The organism is Pleomorphovibrio marinus (assembly GCF_003347495.1).
GTDB classification, from domain to species: Bacteria; Bacteroidota; Bacteroidia; order Cytophagales; family Cyclobacteriaceae; genus Pleomorphovibrio; species Pleomorphovibrio marinus.
Map to the genome: position 1 here is coordinate 654688 of NZ_QCXY01000002.1, position 17997 is coordinate 672684.

Genomic DNA, 17997 nt, shown 5'->3' on the forward strand with positions numbered 1-17997 from the left:
ATTTACAATAAAAAGATTCTTTTATGAATTTATTAAAATCTGGTCTTGGGTTTTATTTATTTCTTTGTGTTTCCACCATTATACCAGGGTATAAAAGCACTATGGAAGCCTTGGCCCAAAGCTCATTTGAAATAGTGGTATATGGGGGTACCTCCGCGGGTTTTTCTGCTGCCTTAGAAGCTGCTAAATCTGGTAAAAAAACATTGCTTATATCCCACAGTACCCATATAGGAGGTATGCTTGTGGAGGGACTTGGCGGTTCGGACATAGACAATCACCAGGGATTTCAGAACAGTCCCGCTGTGAGTGGAATTGCTTTGGAATTTTATAGGCGGATTGCAATTCATTATGGGAGGGAAAAGGAATGGAAAGAAGCTGTAGAAAATGGGTATAAGCTTCCTGAACTTTGGAAGTTTGAAAGCAGTGTGGCGGAAGGTGTTATTTCAGATTGGCTGGATGAATATGAAAATATTGAAATTATCAGAGGATCCCGTTTGGTAGAAGGCCGAGGAGCTGTACTCAAGGAAGGCCCCAGGATCAAAAACATTATTTTGGAAAGCGGAGAAAGGATAGAGGGGGAGGTTTTTGTTGATGCCTCTTATGAGGGAGATTTACTAGCTGCGGCAGGAATTTCCTTTACAGTGGGAAGGGAGAGCAACTCTACCTATGGAGAAACCCTGAATGGAATCCGAAAGGAAAATACTTATCGGCAGTTTGAGGTGAAGGTAAATCCATATCGAAACCCCAATGACCCGGAAAGTGGGCTCATCCACACCATTCAGGATGAGCCCTTGGGTACTCCAGGTGAAGGGGATGACCGTATTCAGGCCTATTGCTTCAGGATGTGCTTGACCAGGGAAAAGAACAACCTAATACCCTTCACCAAACCTGACAATTATGAACGAGAACATTATGAAATTTACCTTAGGTACCTTCGGGCCGGTGGTAAACTATATGTCCCAAATGAAAAACTGCCGAATGGGAAAACAGACCTGGGCGCATGGCATGACTTGTCCCATAACCTGTATGGGATGAACAGAGGATATCCCACAGCTTCTTATGCCGAAAGGGCGAGGATAATCCAGTATCACCGGGATTTTACACAAGGTCTGTTTTACTTTTTGTCGAATGACCTGGAAGTACGGGAATTGGATGAGGGTCTTCAAGAGACTTGGAGCAATTGGGGTCTTGCCAAAGACGAATTCACGGATAATAATGGCTGGCCACGGGATCTTTACGTAAGGGGTGGAAGAAGAATGGTTTCTGACTATGTGATCACGGAGCACCATGTCAAAAAAATGGAATTTACTGAAGTAGAAGATCCTATTGCATTGGCTTATTGGCCCCCTGACGTACATCATGTGCGAAGGATAGTGAAAGATGGCTATGCCTACAATGAGGGGTTTGTTTTTGGAGGAGAAAACTGGAGGCCCTTACCCATATCCTTTCGAAGCTTGATTCCTCCATCCTCCCAATGTACTAATTTGATTACCCCAACCTGCCTTTCCAGCAGCCATATTGCCTATGGGGCCATTCGATTGGAGTGGACTTTTATGATATTGGGACAAGTAGCATCCATTATCGCCAATGAAGCCCTTGAAAGGGGGATAGCTGTTCAGCGGCTTGCTTATCCGAATTTGCTTCCCAGGATTGAGGAAGAAGGGATTGTGACTTCCTTAGGTCAATAGTGGAACGGATAATGTTTCATATGTTTATAATTGATTTTCAGCGGTCATATAGCCTGCCCCTGCCTGCCCCGAACTTGTTTCGGGGAACTCGTTTCGGGGGAATCTCGCAACGATAATCATCCCAGTGTGTGACCTGCTCGTCATTCCCTGACTGTCGTCAGGACAGGCTCGATTTCTTATGAAAAAAGCGGATATTTCTGACTTATTGCAGCCAAAAATATCCGCTTTAGCAATCAGGAACTGTTGTAATTTACAGGTTCTTGATGGAGTTTTATTTACCAAATTCTTACCCTATCTTCTGGTGCCACAAACATGCCATCCCCCTCCATCACTTCGAAGGCCTCATAAAAGGCATCAATATTTACCAAAGGACCATTCGCTCTGTATTGTGCCGGGGAGTGAGGGTCTGTCTGCACCTGTGTCCTTAAGGCTTCCTCCCTGCTCTTTCCCCTCCAAATCGTGGCCCAAGAGATAAAAAACCGTTGTTCCTGGGAGAATCCATTCCTTTTTTCAGGTCGCCCATATTGCTGCAAGTGTTTTTGTAAACCATCATAGGCTACCAAGACCCCACCCAGGTCACCAATGTTTTCCCCTAATGTAAGTTGCCCTTTGACAAACACCCCTTCCAGTGGCTCATACCGGTCAAATTGTTCCACCAGTTTGGCTGTCCTTTTTTGGAAGTTTTCCAAATCTTCGTCTTGCCACCAGTTTTCGAGGTTGCCTTGGGCATCATACCTGCTTCCCTGGTCATCAAACCCATGTGAAATCTCATGGCCAATTACAGCCCCGATTCCACCATAGTTGACAGCTGCATCTGCTTCATAGTTGAAAAAAGGGGGTTGCAGTATGGCAGCGGGAAAAACAATCTCATTCCATGTGGGGTTGTAATAGGCGTTTACCGTTTGCGGGTTCATAAACCATTCGGACCTGTCCACTGGCTGATTTAGCTTTTTCAGGTTGTCTTCAAACCTGAACCTTGCCGCCTGGAGGTAATTGTCAAAATAGGAGGTAGTTTTTGGGTTTCCATCCACTATTAATCCGCTATAGTCCTTCCATTCGTCTGGGAAACCGATTTTCACCGAAAAAGTGGAAAGTTTTTCCATGGCTTTGTTTTTAGTTTCATCTGTCATCCAATCCAGTCCTTGAATTCTATCCCCCATAGCTTCCAGAATATTGTCCACCATGATCAAAGCCTTGTCTTTGGCTTCTTGGGGAAAATACTCTTCCGTATATAGTTTCCCTATGGCTTCACCTGCTGCATATTCGGCACTTGCTAAGACACGCTTCCACCTGGGTCTCATTTCCTCAGTGCCCTGTAGCTCTCTGCCATAAAAGTCAAAGTCTGCTTTCACCAATTCATGTTGAAGGTAGGGTGCTGCCCGGTTTATCACTTTCCATTGAAGGTACTCCCTCCATGTTTGAGTCGGCATGGTTTGAATTATGCCTTCCAATGCTTCCATAAAGGGCGGGGTGGAAATGATTATTTCTTCGGTATCCGCACCCACTTCCCTGAGAAAAACCTTCCAATCCAAGGAAGGGGTAAGTTGGCTGAGCTCTGCTGAGGTGAACTTGTTGTAGCGGGCTTCGGCATCCCGCATCTCAATTCTGGTTTTACTGGCCTGGGCCAACCTCGTTTCCAATTCCAAAATGTTGGATGCTGCTGTATTGGCATCTCCTTCCTCCCAACCCAAGTATTGGAACATACGGGAAATGTGTTTTTCGTATTTGGCCTTAATCTCTTGGAATTTCTCGTTGTCTTTGTCCACATAGTAATCCCTGTCCGGTAAGCCCAGCCCTCCTTGGGAAACATAGAGAGCATTGGCCTCGGAGTTTTTGGCATCAGTACTTACCCCAAAACTAAAAAATGCACCACCACCGAAACTTTGTTGCCATTGCAAATACTCCTGCAAAGAAAGCTTATCCTGAATATTATTTATAGCCTCCATCCAAGGATCAAGTGGGGCTATTCCTCTTTCTTCTGCCAATAAAGAATCCATTCCTATGCTATAGTAATCGATTGCTTTTCTTTGGTCCGATCCTTCAGGGTAGGCTTCACTATCTTCACTCGCCCTATCGAGTACTTTAAGAACAGCCTCATTGCTGGTTTCCCTCAATTCATTGAAACTCCCCCATCTGCCTTGATCCCCGGGGATTTCAGTTTCCCGAATCCAATTTCCGTTGACAAACAAAAAAAAGTCATCTTGCGGCCTTACAGTACTATCCATATAAGCAGTGTTGATGGCCTTTACTTCTTTTTGTTGATCTTCCTTTTCCGGTGAGCAGCAAAGAAAAGCTACACTTGCGATTCCAAAAAGAACCGAATTTCTGGTTGGTCTATTCATTAGTTGGCAATTTAGTTCTCGGTATTGAAAAAGGCACTGTTTTCAAAAGTGCCCTCTCTTAATCTTTGTCTAATCATCAGCCAGCCACTTTTCCACCTCCTCTTTGCTGGGATTGTTTGCTTGCAGCTTGAGTTTTTTTCGCCTGCCGCAGACATCATTAAATAGCTGGTTGGCATTTTGGGATTTAAGCTGCTCAATGGTATGAATGTTTAAATCCCTTAATGCAGGAATAAGTTCTTTTGGAACACCTAGGGTTTCAAAATCCTCATCTGATGCGATTTTTGGTTTATTTTCAGGCTTCATTTGAGGGAAGAACAATACTTCCTGGATGGTACTTTGGTCAGTTAATAGCATACATAACCTGTCTATCCCTATACCCAAGCCAGCCGTAGGAGGCATGCCATATTCTAATGATCGAAGAAAATCTTCATCCATGGCCATTGCCTCTTCATCCCCCCTTGCTGCCAATTTCAATTGTTCCTCAAACCGCCCCCTTTGGTCTATGGGGTCATTGAGTTCTGTGTAGGCATTGGCGATCTCCTTTCCATTTACAAAAAGTTCAAACCGCTCTACCAAACCGGGTTTGTCCCTGTGTTTTTTGGCTAAGGGTGTCATCTCTATGGGATAATCCGTGATATAGGTAGGCTGAATAAGGTTATCCTCAACCTTCTCACCGAATATTTCGTCGATAAGTTTGCCCTTACCCATACTGTTATCCACTTCTATGCCCATTCCTTGACATACATTTCTAAGTTCGTCCTCCTCCATCTTGCTTACATCTACCCCTGCATATTCGGTTATGGCCTCAAACATGCTCAATCTTCGGTAGGGGCCTGAAAATTCAATGACATGGTCACCCACTTTTACCCGGGTGTCACCAAGAACAGCTTCGGCTATTTTCCCCAATAAGTCCTCCACCATTTCCATCATCCAGACATAATCCTTATAGGCGACATAAATCTCCATGGAGGTGAACTCGGGGTTGTGGGTCCGGTCCATGCCCTCATTTCTGAACATTTTTCCGATTTCATATACGCCCTCATATCCACCCACAATTAACCTTTTCAGATAAAGTTCATTAGCAATACGAAGAAAGAGGGGTATGTCCAGTGCATTATGATGGGTTTGAAAGGGCTTGGCAGCTGCCCCCCCGTGAATCTGCTGTAATATGGGGGTTTCTACTTCTAGCCAGCCATGATCATCGAAGTACCTGCGCATTGTTGAAATCAACTTAGATCGTACAAAGAAAGTTTTCTTAACCTCCGGGTTCACGACCAGATCCACATACCTTTGTCTATACCTTAATTCTGGGTCAGTAAATCCATCATATACGTTGCCTTCATCATCCCTTTTTACCACCGGTAAGGGCTTGACAGATTTAGAGAGGAGTACCAGCTCCTTGACATGAAGGGAAATTTCTCCTGTTTGAGTGGTAAAAATGAAGCCCTTTACACCGATAAAATCCCCAATGCCCAGCAGTTTTTTAAAGACAGTATTGTAATAGCTTTTATCCTCCTCGGGACATAGATCGTCTCTTCTCAAATAGAGCTGAAGCCTGCCATGGGAATCCTGGATTTCCGCAAAGGAGGCGGATCCCATAATCCTACGGGTCATAAGTCGGCCCGCAATGGAGATATTCTTGTAATCGTTTTTTCGGTTTTCGTAGTTTCTATGTATATCCTCTGAGGTGGCGTTGATAGTAAAGGAAAGTGCAGGGTAGGGGTTTATTCCCATATTCAATAAGGCCTCCCTGTCTTTTCTCCGTTCTATTTCTTGTTCGCTTAGTAATTGCATGTCCTATATTGTTTATGCTATTTTTGGAAATTTCGGCAAATCCTTTCTTCTTTTTATTTCGGCTTTTAGCTTTTTGTATTCCCTACTGCTTTGCCCGGCAATGGCAGTGTTTTCGTCTATCCTTCGGGAAAGATAGGGAAGCACCTCCGCCAAAGGGCCAAAGGGCAGATACTTTGCCACATTAAACCCTGCATTCGCCAGATTAAAGCTGACATGGTCGCTCATCCCATAAAGTTGGGCGAAATATATACGCTCATCATTTCTTTGCATGCCATGCAGGTCAATCAATTCAGTCAGTATGGTATTGCTTAGTTCATTGTGTGTTCCGCAAATAAAATAGATACGTTGTTTATTATTGATGCAAAACTGTAAGGAAGTATCAAAATCCTTGTCCGTATCGGCTTTGGAAGTTTGTATAGGGGAGGGGTACCCTTTTTTATGTGCTCTTTTATTTTCTTTCTCCAGGTAAGCTCCCCTTACTAGCTTGACCCCCAAGTAATAGCCATGTGCCACAGCTCGCATGTGCGCGCTTTTCAACCTGCTGAGCATGTCTCTTCGATACATTTGATAGGAGTTATAAACGATTGCGGTATCTTTATTGTACCTGGCCATTCCCTCATCTACCCATTCGTCTACCACATCCTGAAACCAGCTTTCCTCCGCATCTACCATAATGCGTACCTTTGCTTCAAAAGCTGCCTCAAACAACCTGAGCACCCGTGATTTGGTGGAGATAAGTGCCTTTTCTTCCTTGCTGTTCAGTTTGGCTCCTTGCTGTTTTTTTTCCAACAGAGCAGTATCACCAAGTCCCGAGACTTTAAACACGGTAAAAGGAATCCGCTCATCGCCTTTGGAAGATTTTATGGTTTCCAGTATGACGGCTTCATTGGAAGTATAGCTTTCCTCCGAAGTTTTCCCTTCCACCGAATAATCCAATATGGCACCTACTCCATATTCTGCCAACTCATCGATTACCGGCTGGCAGTCTTTTACCGACTCTCCGCCGCAGAACTGCCTGAACACGTTTTCCCGAATGATACCCTTGATGGGCAAACCGAGTTTTAAACCTAAATTAGTGAGGAAAATCCCTATTTCCAGGAGAATTGGGAAGTGCATCCACCAATACAGGCGGCAGGATTTTCTCAAAGATCTATCCGATTTGTGGGCATAAGCCACTTCAGTGTTTTCGAAAGAAACGTTGGGTTTAGGATTCATTGGACTGTATCAAGCTGCAAAGATATTAAAAAAACAGGTACCTGCCGACTATTGTTTTATGATTTCTGGGTACAGGAATTGGCTTACTTACCTATGATTTTTTAGTTATAAGTGCTAACTTTAATCAAAAACTATGCTACATGGAAGGAATATTTAAAAAGCTAAATTATAGCGGACAAAACCCTATACATATCCTCAATGCACCGGCATCATTCGAGCCGGAACTATTAGCCCTGAAAGATAATGCGGAAATTATTACTGAGGCTACTGGCGAAATCCACTTTGTGCTTGCCTTCCTCCTAACTCAGGAGCAGGTAGATGCCTTTGCCAATGTGGTGTGCCCAATGCTTCAGGGTGATGCAGTTTGCTGGGCAGCATACCCAAAAAAAAGCAGCAAGAAATTTTCTTCTGACATAAATAGGGATAAGGGCTGGGACGCACTGGGCAAATACCAAATGGAACCGGTTCGCCAAGTAGCAATAGATGAAGATTGGAGTGCACTGCGGTTTCGTAAAGTGGCCTATATCAAAAACCTAAAGCGAAAATTTGGAACCATATCAGAGGAAGGGAAGAAGAAAACGAATGGTGAATAGGGCAATGCTGCCAATAAGTCCCTTTAAGTACAGGCGATTAGGATTAATGGATCTTCTGGTCACCTGTAAACAGGGGCTGCGCTTCTTCGAAAAACCCGGATTCATAAAAACCCCTGCTGAGTTCCAGGGCATCTCCGCTGCTTTTGTTTGAGCAGGATATTAAAAATTGTAGGACACCTTCTTCACTTTGACCCAAAATCTTCGCTTCATGACTTTCCACTAACTCTTCCAACTTTTCTATACCCTCTTCTTCTATCAAAGTGACAGTAAAAAGATGAGTCAGACCCAGTTCTATCCCATCTTCCGAATAAAAGTAAGGGGCGCTATAAATTAATATATTATTCCCCAAAAAAGTCTCATTACCTGCCCCAGTGATAGTCGTCCAATAGAAATCATGACCCTCTCCATAACCCGAAATCCTACTGGTATCAATGTTTGAGATTTGATTAATTTCCAAAAACAGGGTTGCTGCGATTTCCTCCCGGGACACTACTGAATCCAGAAGCACAAAATATTTCCCGGGTATTAAAGTCAGCATTACCTTTTCTCCATTTTCGTAGTAATGCTGTATTCGGTTATCCATTTCTGGGGGTACCTCTCCAGAAAAACAGGCCGAAAAGAGAAAAAGAAAAAAGGGAAAGGTATTGATTCTCATTATCTTTTGGTTTTAAGCAGATTGCACCAAATGCCATTCCAATTTATTAAATACCCCTTCTGATATAAAGGGAACATTTCCTTAATTTACCAAGTGATATGGTTATTTCCGGGGGAGAGCTTAAAAGCCTTTCCCTCAAATTCGAAATTGCCACTCAGCTTATCAGGCAATACTATGCTGGCCTTATTGGCATCAAATTGATAGCTTACCTCAATCATTCCTTTTGGGTGGGGCATGCTGCCAGTGAACTCCTTCAGATCCCCGGGATGGGGGGTAATCAATACCTCTTCAAAATGGGCAGATGAAGGCTGAATACCACATACCAAATGGATAAACTCAAAGTTGGGGCTGGCACTCCAAGCATGGCAATCCGACCGTGTATCTTGTTCATGTTCTGCAAAAGTGGTCAATCCCTGTGCAAGCATATCCTCCCAGGTTTGCAAATTCTGTATGAAGTAATCCCCTTTCCCAGCATGCTGAGCAGCCCTTGTCAAGTAAAACCTAAAATAAATATTTGCCTTGGATATCTTGTCGTCTTCTACAATCTTATCAAAAATTTCTTTCTGGGTATCTTTATCCCACAAATCAGATAAGATCCCAAAAATATTGGCATGTTGGCTGAAGTTTTCTTTTTCGGGGCTGTCTGCCAAAAGTCCCCTTTCTTCATCCCAGCCTTTTTCCAGACAAGCAGCTTTGATTTTTTGAGCAAGTTGCACAAAATGAGCCTTGAGGTGATTTTCACCAAAATATTCAAATAGCGCATTGGCCTCCTGCAATGCATAAAGGAACTGTAGGCTTAAGACAATACTTCCCCCTTCCTTAAAGCCAGGGGGAGAGGCCATTTCCCAACCATCCACTACATCCACATAGGACCACCAGGGCATTGGCCCAAGCAGGAAATCCTCATTCAACTTGTTTTCAAACCAGAAAAGGATACCTGCTACCTTGGAAAGGTAGGGCTCAATAAAGGCCGGATCCTCCCTATGCATGTGGTAATCATGTAACATATTGACCCAATACAGGGAGTAGGGTGGGATATATTGCCTGTAAGAAGCAGGATACCTGCTTTCCGTAATGCCTTCATCTGTGATGCTGTGGGCAAATTGATGCAAGGTGTTTTTCATCAACCTGTCATCGCCGGATACATAAAGGGATATCAAAGCCTGGATTCTGGTATCCCCAATGTATTGGAGTTGTTCGTAGTAAGGACAGTCCATATAAGATTCATCTGTACAAAGCAGTGCCGTTCTCCAACCTACCTCCCAAATATCACTATGCAATTGAAAAGGTGTGTTAAAAGTGGCTGTTTCCTCAAAGGGATAGATGAATTTTTTAGCTTCGTAACCCTCCCAAGCAAGTGGCTCTTCCTCCGTAATAATCTTTACTTCTATGTACCTCCATGTTCGGTAAAGCAATTGTTCAAATATCCTGTTTTTGCCCCCATCCATAAGGTAGATGTCCTTTAGTCCTATAAATTCCTTTCCCTCAATCTCGTCTCTATGTCCTTGCTTTCGGTCGGGCGTAAACAAAGTTTCGGCGTAGCTAACCTCCACCTTGGCACCTTTTCCCCCAGAAAAGGTATATTGCACATGGCCTTTTGTTAAATATTCCTGATCCAGCCAAATTATTACCTCGGTATTTGCAGGTACATGAATTACCTCCTCTTTTTTCCAAGTTTCCAAGACTGACTTTTGATTTAACCCCACCACTCTTCGGATCGTGGGTTTCTTTTCCTTACTTTCATCCATGAAGGGGATAGCTCTTTCACTTAAGCTCACATCCGTAAGGCCATAATTATGGGTGAAACCATAGGGCTCCCCCCGTAGTAGTGCTGTGGGTTTTTTCCAGGTATCATCTTTAAATTCCAAACCTTGCCAACCCCAAGGATGATCTTCTCCATCAATACGCTCTCCTCCACCCATGGCAAAATAGCTTATTACCTCGAAGTCTGGTCCTCGGTGGGTAGGTGAGTAGGACTTATCCACATGTACTTTCCAGTTCCCCTCTCCTGTGTTTAATGTGGACTCAAAATCCTTTTCTTTGCTTTTTAGGATAAACTTCAACCCATCGGAGGGGTAACGCAGCGGGTTCATTTCACCTAGGTCAAGAACCGTCAATGCCACTAAGTTTTCCCCCTCTTTTAAATAAGAACCTATGTCATAGGTATCATAGGTATAATGATACAGGTCGTTATTGGATGGTCCCTGCCCCAGATATTGCCCATTTACGTATAATTTGTACCTGATTACTGCAGAAACATCTATCTCCAAGGACGAAGGCTTTTCGCTGAGGTAAAATGTGTTTCGGGCATGCATGACTGCATAGTCCTGAAGGTCTGACTTTGGTAGGCTTACCCAACTTGCCTTCCACCTTTCCTGGGCATGGGAAACCTGTATGAGGGAAACAAAAATAAACAGGATAAAAAGGGATACAATTCGGTTATGGGGCATATTTTTAAAGGTACGAGCGAGCGTTGGAACTAATTAGGTATACCAAAAATATCTGTTACTCGGCGTATTTCCAACCTCTGGCACCCTCCATTGAAATATTTGGGAAAGCAAAATAAAAGACAGTGGTTCCTTTTAAGCTGAAATACTAAAAAAAGTAATTAAATAGCTCGGATAAAATCCTATATTTACCTCAATCGGAAATTGGCAAAATGGGGATATGTTATGTCCTTTGTCTAGGTTATCCTTGGATTGCAGAATACAGGAATTCCTGCTGGGTAATTAGAAAACGTAACTTGAAGAACTATTTAAATGTAAGGGCTGATTTCTTTTCCTTTTTGGAATTGTATTTCCCATATCCAATATTTCCTAAAAATTTGAAGGAACCATTATCTTAATTTAAATTAACCTGAAATAACCTTTTAGAATATGTTTATCATTACTTCCTACTCGCTGGCTGTGCTGTTTTGTTTTGTGACCATGTTGTGCTGGGGGTCCTGGGCCAATACCCAAAAATTGGCGGCCTCAAGCTGGCGCTTTGAATTGTTTTATTGGGACTATGTAATCGGCACCGTTTTGTTGGCTTTGGTCTTTGGTCTTACTTTAGGCAGTACAGGGGAGGGGGGAAGACCTTTTCTGGAGGACCTTCAGCAGGCTGAGATGGGAAATTATTTTAAAGCCCTGGCTGGAGGAGTCATCTTTAACCTTGCCAATATATTGATCGTTGCGGCCATTGCAATAGCCGGTATGGCTGTGGCTTTCCCGGTAGGGATAGGCTTGGCATTAGTGCTGGGAGTGGTAATCAACTATTTTTCTGAGCAAAAAGGTAGCCCTGTGCTTTTGTTTACAGGTGTTGCCCTAGTAACGGTGGCCATTATTTTGGATGCCATGGCCTATCGCAAGCTAAGTAGTGAAGAAAGGAAAAACCCTGCTAAGGGGTTGAAACTGGCTTTAATCGGGGGGCTGTTGATGTCGCTGTTTTACTTTTTTGTCCAACAATCCATGTCGCTTAATTTTCAGGATCCTGCGGTAGGCAAATTCACTCCTTATTCTGCTGTGTTTGTGTTCACATTAGGGATTTTAATCAGTAATTTTCTTTTTAATACCATTTTGATGCGTAAACCAGTAGAGGGAAACCCGGTCTCCTACCGCATGTATTTTCAAGGGAGACCCAAGATACACCTGGTAGGAATACTGGGGGGAATTATTTGGTGCGTGGGAATGTCTTTTAGCATAATTGCAGCTGAACAGGCCGGGCCTGCCATTTCTTATGGTTTAGGGCAGGGAGCCACCATGGTGGCAGCCTTTTGGGGAGTATTTATTTGGAAGGAATTCAAAAATGCCCCTAAGGATACCTTCAAATTGATTACCGCCATGTTCGCCCTCTTTATTATAGGGTTGATTTTGATTATTGTTTCGGGGGCTTAGGTGTTAGGCTAACCGAAAAGAACCTACGATGATTAAGGTTATACAAAAAGATGAGTTGCCCAGGTTTCAGGGTATGAGTGTATCTGCTTGTTTATCATTTCTTGTTGGGTTTTATTTCCAAGTGAAAGGGGGCGGTTTATGGGATAGGATATGTGAAAGGTGGGTAGGGGGCATTGAAACTTAAACAAATTCGAATGAAAAAAGAAACAAGGATTGGCCATCAATCCCTGCTTCTTTCTCTGCTACTATCGATCCAAAATACTGATTTGACCAGAGGTTACCGTTCCAGTGACGGTATGTGGGGCACCGTTGTCAATGAGGAGGTTTCCGGAATTTTGCCTTTCACCTACCCTCACCCTACCGCTTCCCGCGCTAAGGTTGTAATTGAAATTCCTCAGGTTGGATGGGGTTTGAATCTCTATTCTTCCCGAATTTGCATGAAGGGTTGTGTAAGGCCCCAAACCACAGTTGAGAGCCAGAATCCTTCCTGAACTTACCTTCAAAGGGCCAATTTCTGAAACATTGCTTAAGTGGATGCTACCTGAATTTACTTTGGCTATTACTAAGCCCTGAATAGAGTTCAGGGAGATTTTTCCACTTGAAGCTTCGGCATCTACTTCCCCTTTTACGGTATGGATATCAATTTTACCAGAAGAAACATTAGAATGAATGGTACCTTCCAAATTTATAGCATCCACATTCCCTGATGAAGCCTGTAGGTAAATTTTGGAGACTTTTATGTCTTTTGCATACACCTTTCCGGAACCCACCTCCAGCGACAAAGCCTCACCTGCAACGTTTTCGGCCTTTACACTTCCAGAGGCAGCACTTAAATTTAGCTCCATGGACTTTGGGCCTGTGAGGTAGATATGACCGTCTGTTCTCAAATTGCCGATTCGTCCTAGTCCACGGGAAGTTACTTCCACATTTAAGGTTTCTCCTTCCACTCTATATTTAATTTGGTGGCTATTTTCCCTGTTGGACTTCAGCAAAGCATCTAGCGTAACAGAAGTTATGCTTTCATCACCCACATAATGTGCTTTCAAAAATGCGGCATCCACATTAATGACCTTAATGTTGTCATATTCACTGTGAATGTCCTCTATCACATCCATGCTGTAGTCCATGCAGGAGCTGAGAAGGGCAAGGCTGAGGACAAACATTAATGGAGAAAGCGCCTTTTTTTGTACCTTAGAATGAGGAGCCGAAAATACCCAGGTTTTGGGTCTCTCTTGTGTTTTTGTTTTCATATGTTTATAATTTCTTTTTAGCGGTCATATAGCCTGCCCCTGCCTGCCCCGAACTTGATTCGGGGAACTCGTTTCGGGGGAATCTCGTATCTTCTCCCCGATAGCTATCCGGGGCATCCCTCTGTGTGAGGTGCTCGTCATGGTCGATTTCATTGTTTTTTTAAATAGTGCTAGGAATTATTAAGATGTACAGAAGCATTTACCAAAGCAGTGCCAACGTAAACTGAAATTCAAAAATCCTCCTCCATTGAAAAATTAGGCACTTTTTAGGGTGTTCCAATAAAAACAGAGTGTTCAAATTCGTACGGTTTAATACTGAAAATGTACAAATTCTATTTGAAGGGTAAATTAAAAAAGACGGTTTTTCTTTTTGATCAAAAGGACTTATTTCCACAATTCTCATTGGGTATGGATATCTCCTGGTAAGGTGTTATACCCATGAATTCGAGTATAACGCTGAATCAAACTCCTCCTATTTATTAGGATGGGTCAGGAGGAGGATTGCAATTCCGATTTATAGAAAGTATGCATTTATGGCCATTGAAAAGCTGCATATTGGTATATATAAATACCTCATTAAAAATTCGGGGATGTTTTTTAGGTTAACATGTTGGTGTCTATTTATAGGTAAGTTGAACACTTTTATAGGTCTTTGTTATGAATTAATTTTTATTAAATGAACAAAGGTTCTCTATTCCTGTTTTATTACCTGAACCAACAAAAACACCATGAAAAATTTATTTAACATTTTCGCTATCGTTATGCTATTTACAACATCATTTGCCTGGGCTAATGATGAAAAAGATCCACCGAAGAAAAATGCCGACATGGATATTGTCGAGCTGGCATCGGCAACTGATTTTCTATCTACTCTTGTGGCAGCAGTAGAAGCAGGGGATTTAGTAGATGTTTTGAAGGGTGATGGCCCTTACACAGTATTTGCTCCTACCGATGAAGCTTTTTCTAAATTACCAGACGGTACCTTAGAAACATTGTTAGCTCCCGAAAACAAGGATCAACTCATTCAAATCCTTACTTACCATGTGATACCTGAAAAAATCACTTCTGGTGATCTAAGGGATGGTGCTAAGGTAAAAACGGTGCAGGGTCAAGAAGTAACAATCAGTCTTAAAGATGGAAAAGCCATGGTAAACAATGCAGAAGTTACTGCCGCTGACATTGAAGCAACCAACGGAGTAGTCCATGTAATTGATTCAGTTATTTTGCCAGAAATGTAAGTACATATCTGATTATATTATTAAAACCCGTCCCAATGAGGGTCGGGTTTTTTTATTTAGTCACTAGCAGTTCTTCTTGCAATTGTAGTACAAGGTTAAACCGATTAAATGTCAGGCAAAAATCAATATCCGCTTCAATATTGTGGTTTTGCAAGCGTTTGGCGTGCGAGGCCTTTTTTAGAAAACCTGGTAAATCCCCCTTTACTTTTTGAAATAGCATGGACATGGCTAATGCCCCATCGCAATCGAATGCAAAACCTAATTTTTCTACAAGAGCACCTGCGTAAAGGGAATCTTCCAGGTTGTATTTCCCTTTCCAACCAGCACAAACAATTACCACATCTTTTCTTTTTTCCTGTAAAAAGGCAACTGTTGCGTCCAAATTAAGAAATGCGCCTATAATTACAATTTCCGCATCCTCTTTAGATTTTGCAATAGCTACAGTTCCGTTGGTGGTAGTAATGGCAACTTTCTCCCCTTGGTACTTTCCATTCAGGTAGCTAAGAGGGGAATTGCCAAGGTCAAATCCGGGTGCCTTTTTTCCATCTCTTTCTCCTGCGGTAATAAATCCTTCAGATTTCATTTTTTTACAGGACTCCAAGTTGTCCATGGGTTTAATGGCGAGCACACCATTAGCTGCTGCGGTGACCATCGTGGAAGTAGCCCTAAAAATGTCCACCACAACTGCTATTTTGCCTTTTAGTTCATGCAGGTGAATCAGCTCTGGGCTAAAACAGATTTCTACTTGGTTCATTTTTTTAACAAGGGTAACTTTTCCACTTTAGCTTCCAATACTTTTTTTCGAACAGAAATTCCTATTCTGGTTCCTGGCTTAGCATATTCTGTAGCCACGTAGCCCAGCCCAATCCCTATTCCCATACTAGGGGATAGGCTGCCTGAGGTCACAGATCCGATTTGGTTTCCCTCCAAGTTGTGGATTGGATAGCCTGCCCTAGGAATCCCTTTTTCCTGAAGGATAAAACCCACCAGCTTTTTGTCCACCCCTTTTTCTTTTTGGGCTTTAAGGTTCTCATGGTTGATAAATGGTTTGGTGAATTTGGTAATCCAGCCAAGTCCAGCTTCAAGGGGTGAGGTTTGGTCATCTATATCATTGCCATAAAGGCAATAGCCCATTTCCAGTCTCAGGGTGTCCCTGGCGCCTAACCCAATAGGCTGTATGCCGTGGGCCTTTCCTGCTTCAAGTACTGCTTCCCACACTTTTTTTGCCTCGGGGTTGGGGACGTAAAGTTCAAACCCCCCAGCACCTGTGTACCCAGTAGCACTAATAATCACATTTTGCACGCCTGCCAGTTCTCCCAATTTGAAATGGTAAAAGGGGATTTCGGAGAGGTCCGTTTCGGTTAAGGCCTGCAGTGTGTCCTCGGCTTTTGGTCCCTGGATTGCAAAAAGTGAGGTTTGGTCGGATAAGTCTTTCATTTCAGCACCCATTTCGTTATGCTTACTGATCCAATTCCAGTCTTTTTCTATGTTGGAAGCATTTACCACCAACATAAAGGCCTGATCGGCCATTTTATAGACTAATAAATCATCTACTATACCGCCTTTTTCATTGGGTAAGCAAGAGTATTGGGCCTGACCTATAGTTAGTTTTGAAGCATCATTGGAGCTTACTTTTTGGATCAGGCTTTCAGCCTTGGGCCCATTGATGAGAAATTCTCCCATATGGGAGACATCAAATATGCCCACCTTCTCCCTTACGCATTTATGTTCCTCTATGTCTGAGCTGTATCTTACGGGCATTTCATACCCTGCAAAAGGGATCAGTTTAGCACCTAGTGAAACATGTGTCTGGTATAGGGCGGTCTTTTTTACTTCTTCCTGCATGGATCGCGAGTGGTTAGTTTTGTTGGAATGGATATACCGGTGATTATATAGTAAAGAAAAATAAAAAAGACCACACCATGAAAGGGTGTGGTCTTTTTTATTAGGGATTCGAAGAAACTACTTATCCTCCGTATCCTGGATTTTGTGTCAAATTGGGGTTGGCATCTGTTTCTCTTTGGGGTATAGGCAACACCAACCTGGCGTCATCATAAGAATATATTAGGGAATTGTCAGTATTATCAATTATTGACCCTCTGGTACGCTTTACATCATGAATATTATGTCCTTCATGTGCCAACTCCAGTTTTCTTTCCATTAGGATTTCTTCCAAGGTAATAGATGTTTTTTCAGTAAGACTTACCCTTTCCCTAATCCTGTTGATGTCCTCCAAGGGGGTGGCTCCTAGTGCAGTACCTTCTCTGAAATTAGCTTCGGCGCGGGTGAGATACATTTCTGCAAGACGAACCACTTTCACGTTCCTAAACTGATCTCTCCACTTGTCCGTGCGGCGGTCTCCGGCCCTTATCTGAAACTGTTCTAGCCGCTCGTCCCCTGATTCATAGAGGTTAACGTGGCTGTTCAGTATGGTTACATCCCCATCCCTGCCACCAAAGTCAGGGGTAGAATAAAAGAGGTGCATATTGTTTCCGGGATCCTGGGTATTTACCTGAATGGTAAAAAGGTCCTCCGGAGAATCTGTTTCGGTGTTAAACGCACTCATGTAGTTGCTCACAAGCCTCTTTTCCTGTGCAGTGGAAAGGGCTATGGCCCTGTCAGCAGCATCCCTTGCCTCCCCAAAGTTTTCCATCTGCAGGTACACCCTGGAAAGTATTGCGGCAGCTACATAGTTCCTTGCAAAAAAGCCGTTGATCGAAGGGAGCAACTCTTCGGCCGTGCTAAGATCTGAAATCACTTGCTGATAAACCTCTTCTACCGTGTTTCTGGCCACTTGGTCTTCTGGAGAAACTTCGCGGGTAGGAGTCAGAACAATAGGCACAGCTAAATTGGAGGATGTGTTCCCTGCCGAATAGGGCAAACCATAAAATCTGGCAAGTTCAAAATAAATAGCACCTCGAATAAACAATGCTTCTCCTCTTACCCGGTCTCTATCTGCCTCATCCACCACGTTGATGGCCTCAAGGATATTGTTACAAATATTGATGGCACTATATCCCACTAGCCAACTTTCAGTAATGAAAGTATTATTGGTGAAAACGGATTTGTTAAACAATTCACGGGGTTGGTTAAAGGTGCCTTCCCATCGGATCTCATTATTGGCACCCAGCATTTCGGAGTATAATAACATCCTTCCGCCCCAAACACTAATATCCCTCAAATCGGCATAAGCACCTACCAGAACTCGCTTTACGTTAGCGTCGCTGTTCAGTGCAATTTCTTGGTCCACGCTCTGTGGTGGCGTTAAGAAAAGTTGATCTTCACACCCCGTTAAGGATAAGAGGATGAGAGAGAAACTTGTCAAATATATATAAATTTTTTTCATG

General features: G+C 43.0%; 13 protein-coding genes. 4 read left to right on the top strand and 9 right to left on the bottom strand.

Features of this window, described 5'->3' with window-relative positions:
* Positions 1–23 precede the first annotated feature (23 nt).
* Positions 24–1688 (top strand): FAD-dependent oxidoreductase, encoded by a 1665-nt coding sequence (locus DB520_RS08725; RefSeq protein WP_114749296.1) that lies wholly within the window; start codon positions 24–26, stop codon positions 1686–1688.
* 275 nt (positions 1689–1963) lie between these two features.
* On the opposite strand, the gene DB520_RS08730 is transcribed toward DB520_RS08725, so the two are convergent.
* From DB520_RS08730 to DB520_RS08740, 3 genes are all read right to left on the bottom strand, one after another.
* A complete protein-coding gene (locus tag DB520_RS08730) occupies positions 1964–4030 on the bottom strand; it encodes a M13 family metallopeptidase (RefSeq protein WP_114749297.1) in 2067 nt (688 codons plus the stop codon).
* A 69-nt stretch (positions 4031–4099) separates the two neighbouring features.
* Positions 4100–5824 (bottom strand): lysine--tRNA ligase, encoded by a 1725-nt coding sequence (lysS, locus tag DB520_RS08735; protein ID WP_114749298.1) that lies wholly within the window; start codon positions 5822–5824, stop codon positions 4100–4102.
* Between the two features lie 12 nt (positions 5825–5836).
* A complete protein-coding gene (locus tag DB520_RS08740; RefSeq protein WP_114749299.1) occupies positions 5837–7039 on the bottom strand; it encodes a proline dehydrogenase family protein in 1203 nt (400 codons plus the stop codon).
* A 140-nt stretch (positions 7040–7179) separates the two neighbouring features.
* On the opposite strand from DB520_RS08740, the gene DB520_RS08745 reads away from it, so the two are divergent.
* On the top strand, positions 7180–7632 hold the full coding sequence (locus DB520_RS08745; RefSeq protein WP_114749300.1) for a hypothetical protein: 453 nt from the start codon (positions 7180–7182) through the stop codon (positions 7630–7632).
* Between the two features lie 43 nt (positions 7633–7675).
* Here the strand turns inward: DB520_RS08745 and DB520_RS08750 are convergent, their stop codons facing one another.
* Positions 7676–8287 (bottom strand): hypothetical protein, encoded by a 612-nt coding sequence (locus DB520_RS08750; protein ID WP_114749301.1) that lies wholly within the window; start codon positions 8285–8287, stop codon positions 7676–7678.
* 86 nt (positions 8288–8373) lie between these two features.
* Positions 8374–10737 carry an alpha-L-rhamnosidase-related protein gene (locus DB520_RS08755; protein WP_114749302.1) on the bottom strand — a complete coding sequence of 788 codons (2364 nt, stop codon included), beginning with the start codon at positions 10735–10737 and terminating at the stop codon, positions 8374–8376.
* A 426-nt stretch (positions 10738–11163) separates the two neighbouring features.
* On the opposite strand from DB520_RS08755, the gene DB520_RS08765 reads away from it, so the two are divergent.
* Complete coding sequence (locus DB520_RS08765; RefSeq protein WP_114749304.1) at positions 11164–12162, top strand: GRP family sugar transporter; 999 nt, start codon at positions 11164–11166, stop codon at positions 12160–12162.
* A 245-nt stretch (positions 12163–12407) separates the two neighbouring features.
* On the opposite strand, the gene DB520_RS08775 is transcribed toward DB520_RS08765, so the two are convergent.
* Complete coding sequence (locus tag DB520_RS08775) at positions 12408–13412, bottom strand: DUF4097 family beta strand repeat-containing protein (RefSeq protein WP_114749306.1); 1005 nt, start codon at positions 13410–13412, stop codon at positions 12408–12410.
* Between the two features lie 728 nt (positions 13413–14140).
* Between DB520_RS08775 and DB520_RS08780 the strand changes: the two genes are divergently transcribed.
* The gene (locus DB520_RS08780) at positions 14141–14650 is read left to right on the top strand and encodes a fasciclin domain-containing protein (protein WP_114749307.1); all 510 of its coding nucleotides are present in this window, start codon (positions 14141–14143) and stop codon (positions 14648–14650) included.
* Between the two features lie 52 nt (positions 14651–14702).
* Here the strand turns inward: DB520_RS08780 and DB520_RS08785 are convergent, their stop codons facing one another.
* The 3 genes from DB520_RS08785 to DB520_RS08795 all read right to left on the bottom strand — a co-directional run bounded on the left by DB520_RS08785 (position 14703) and on the right by DB520_RS08795 (position 17996).
* Positions 14703–15404, bottom strand: a complete 702-nt coding sequence (locus DB520_RS08785) for a 2-phosphosulfolactate phosphatase (RefSeq protein ID WP_114749308.1) — start codon at positions 15402–15404, stop codon at positions 14703–14705.
* On the bottom strand, positions 15401–16495 hold the full coding sequence (gene gcvT / locus DB520_RS08790; RefSeq protein ID WP_114749309.1) for a glycine cleavage system aminomethyltransferase GcvT: 1095 nt from the start codon (positions 16493–16495) through the stop codon (positions 15401–15403). The genes DB520_RS08785 and gcvT overlap by 4 nt, the downstream gene beginning before the upstream one ends.
* A 121-nt stretch (positions 16496–16616) precedes the next feature.
* Positions 16617–17996: a RagB/SusD family nutrient uptake outer membrane protein gene (locus DB520_RS08795; RefSeq protein WP_114749310.1), complete on the bottom strand. Its 1380-nt coding sequence runs from the start codon at positions 17994–17996 to the stop codon at positions 16617–16619.
* Position 17997 lies beyond the last annotated feature (1 nt).

Excerpts from the sequence above, each read along its gene's own strand:
- DB520_RS08740 (WP_114749299.1), bottom strand. The coding sequence starts at position 7,039 with ATGAATCCTAAACCCAACGTTTCTTTCGAAAACACTGAAGTGGCTTAT.
- lysS (WP_114749298.1), bottom strand. The coding sequence starts at position 5,824 with ATGCAATTACTAAGCGAACAAGAAATAGAACGGAGAAAAGACAGGGAG.
- DB520_RS08765 (WP_114749304.1), top strand. The coding sequence starts at position 11,164 with ATGTTTATCATTACTTCCTACTCGCTGGCTGTGCTGTTTTGTTTTGTG.
- DB520_RS08745 (WP_114749300.1), top strand. The coding sequence starts at position 7,180 with ATGGAAGGAATATTTAAAAAGCTAAATTATAGCGGACAAAACCCTATA.
- gcvT (WP_114749309.1), bottom strand. The coding sequence starts at position 16,495 with ATGCAGGAAGAAGTAAAAAAGACCGCCCTATACCAGACACATGTTTCA.
- DB520_RS08775 (WP_114749306.1), bottom strand. The coding sequence starts at position 13,412 with ATGAAAACAAAAACACAAGAGAGACCCAAAACCTGGGTATTTTCGGCT.
- DB520_RS08755 (WP_114749302.1), bottom strand. The coding sequence starts at position 10,737 with ATGCCCCATAACCGAATTGTATCCCTTTTTATCCTGTTTATTTTTGTT.
- DB520_RS08780 (WP_114749307.1), top strand. The coding sequence starts at position 14,141 with ATGAAAAATTTATTTAACATTTTCGCTATCGTTATGCTATTTACAACA.
- DB520_RS08730 (WP_114749297.1), bottom strand. The coding sequence starts at position 4,030 with ATGAATAGACCAACCAGAAATTCGGTTCTTTTTGGAATCGCAAGTGTA.
- DB520_RS08750 (WP_114749301.1), bottom strand. The coding sequence starts at position 8,287 with ATGAGAATCAATACCTTTCCCTTTTTTCTTTTTCTCTTTTCGGCCTGT.
- DB520_RS08785 (WP_114749308.1), bottom strand. The coding sequence starts at position 15,404 with ATGAACCAAGTAGAAATCTGTTTTAGCCCAGAGCTGATTCACCTGCAT.
- DB520_RS08725 (WP_114749296.1), top strand. The coding sequence starts at position 24 with ATGAATTTATTAAAATCTGGTCTTGGGTTTTATTTATTTCTTTGTGTT.
- DB520_RS08795 (WP_114749310.1), bottom strand. The coding sequence starts at position 17,996 with ATGAAAAAAATTTATATATATTTGACAAGTTTCTCTCTCATCCTCTTA.